Source organism: Acinetobacter sp. CFCC 10889 (assembly GCF_003268395.1).
Taxonomy (GTDB): Bacteria; Pseudomonadota; Gammaproteobacteria; order Pseudomonadales; family Moraxellaceae; genus Acinetobacter.
Genome location: NZ_LQXQ01000134.1, coordinates 1 through 2588 on the forward strand (window position 1 = coordinate 1; position 2588 = coordinate 2588).

A 2588-nucleotide genomic window follows, 5' to 3' on the forward strand; every position below is an offset into this window, starting at 1 on the left:
CCGTAATTTGGAATGCGACCTTAGGTACATGGGTGGCAGTTTCAGAACTTGCTAAAGGCAAAACAAAATCTTCAAAAGTAACCAAGATTATTGGTGCAGCAACGATTGGCTTAATGGTGACGTTTAGTCCAAATGCAATGGCTGCATATACAGGGGGAAGTGGTGGTAATGCTACAGGAACAGGATCAATTGGTATAGCTGGAGGTTCTGGTTCTAATGTTGCCTCTGCAACAGGAACATATGCTATTGCTATAGGAAATGACTCATATGCCACAGCAAATAGTTCGACAGCTTTTGGCTCAGGTGCAGATGCGAATGGTACGGGTTCTCTTGCTGTAGGGAATGACGCTCAAGCTACTCAAGCGAACTCAACAGCAGTGGGTGCAGGGAATCATGATGGAACAAATTTCACTGCTGCCACAGCAGTAGGTGCAAGTGCCTTTGGTTATAATTCTAAAGCTTCAGGCATAAACTCAACTGCGATCGGTTATGCATCACAGGCTAAAGCACTCAATGATATTGCGATTGGTAATAAATCAATAGCTGATAGTAGCACTGGACAAGGACAATTACTGACTGATATACGAAATGGTAATAGCAATCCTCCTTTTGCAAGTGGTGTGACAGATGTTAGTTCTACAGCGATTGCGATAGGTAATCAAAATAATGTGACGTTTGGTGGTGGAGTAGGTATTGGCTCATTTAATAAAGCTAATACTAATTTTCAAAGTGTCGTAGTTGGTGCAGGAAACATTTCAACAGGTACGGGATTTAATACGGCATTAGGGATAAGTAACGCTGTTACAGGTGTTGGTTCAGTTGCTGTGGGTTTGGGTAACCGTGCAGCAAGTGAAGCAATCGCATTAGGACGTTTTGCTTATGCTGATGGTGTAGGAAGTATCGCTCAAGGACGTACAGCAACTAGCGCAGGGACTGATTCAATTGCGATTGGTAATAATGCTTCATCAAGTGTTAATAATAGTATTGCGATTGGTAAAGGGGCAAATGCTACCACTGCAGATAGTGTGGCGCTCGGTTCAAATACAACAACAACTGCTGCATCAGGTACAGGTTATTTAACAGGTCAACCATTATCTACTTCAGCTGTCGTTTCTGTCGGAAATGGTACTGCGAATCGCCGTATTCAAAACCTTGCTGACGGTGCTTTAGACTCCGATGCTGTAACTGTTGCTCAGTTAAAAGATGTCAATAATCGTGCGGTAGGGAATACAAATGCACTTGGTGGTGGAGCAGCTTATAATCCTTTGACAGATACATATACAAAACCAATCTATAATGTCACAACAAATCCTTTTGCTGGAACAAAAACAGGCGATGTGAATACTGTAGCAGAAGCACTTACAGGACTCGATACAGCAGTCAATAAAGCGATTACTGTTACAGGTAATAGTGGCACAAATGATCAAAAATTAGGATCAACGCTTAATATCAAAGGTGGTTCTACTGCTGCTAGTTCAAATAATAATGTTAAAACAGTTATTACAGGTAATACTGTTGATATTCAGATTGCTGATGCACCAACATTTGCAGGTCAAGTTAAAGCCAATGGTTTTGATGCGAATAGTCAAAAAATTATTAATGTAAACAATGGTGCACTGACATCAACTTCAAAGGAAGCTATAAATGGTAGTCAGTTATTTGCAACGAATACGAATGTTACTACAGCACAAACCACAGCGAATAATGCAATTACAAATGCATCAATAGCAGATGGTAAAGCTGTAGTAGCAAAAGCAGCTGCGGATACAGCACAAGCAACTGCAGATACTGCATTATCAAATGCGGATACAGCACAAGCAACAGCAGATCAAGGTTTAAACTTCAAAGCAAATAATGGAACTGCGGATAATGTGAAGTTGGGTGAGACGATTACTTTTTCAGATGGTAAGAATACAACTGCTGAGTATGATGCTGCAACAAATACATATAAATATAATATTGTTGATGCACCAGTATTTGCGGGAACAGTGACTTCTACAGGTTTACAAGTCAATGGTAATAGCACAGTAACAGGCAATAGTACTGTAGGCGGTACGCAAACTGTTACAGGTATCAGCAATTTAAACGGTGGTGCTGCACTTAACAATAAGCAAATCACCGGACTTGCTAGTGGCGGAATTGTGGGAACCAATGCTGCAAATATTTCGGATGTACAAGCTGCAAAAACTATTGTTACGAATGGCACTAATGTAACGAGTGTAACGAAAGTTACATCTGCAACTGGTCAAGATACTTATACTGTAAATGCTGATGGTACAAGCGTTTCTACTAGTTCTGCTTTAACTGTATCGAAAGGTGCAAAAGATACAACAACCAATGTCACTGACTATGCACTTGATTTATCGACTGCAACTAAATCGGACATTCAAAAAGGCATTGATGCAAAAACAGCTGTAGATAATACAGGGCTCACATTTAATGGTGACAGTGGTTCAACGGGTATTAAAAAATTAGGTGATAGTGTTGCTGTTACAGGTGATACAAATATTACAACCGTAGCGACAGCAACAGGTGTACAAGTTAAGTTAAATCCTAACTTGAATGTTACTAATGTTACAGCGGGTGCG

General features: G+C 40.4%; 1 protein-coding gene. It reads left to right on the forward strand.

Annotation, left to right across the window (positions count from 1 at the left end; translation table 11 throughout):
• Positions 1-2588: ESPR-type extended signal peptide-containing protein (locus AVJ19_RS20885; protein WP_265736100.1), on the forward strand; the 2588-nt coding region annotated here is incomplete at both ends.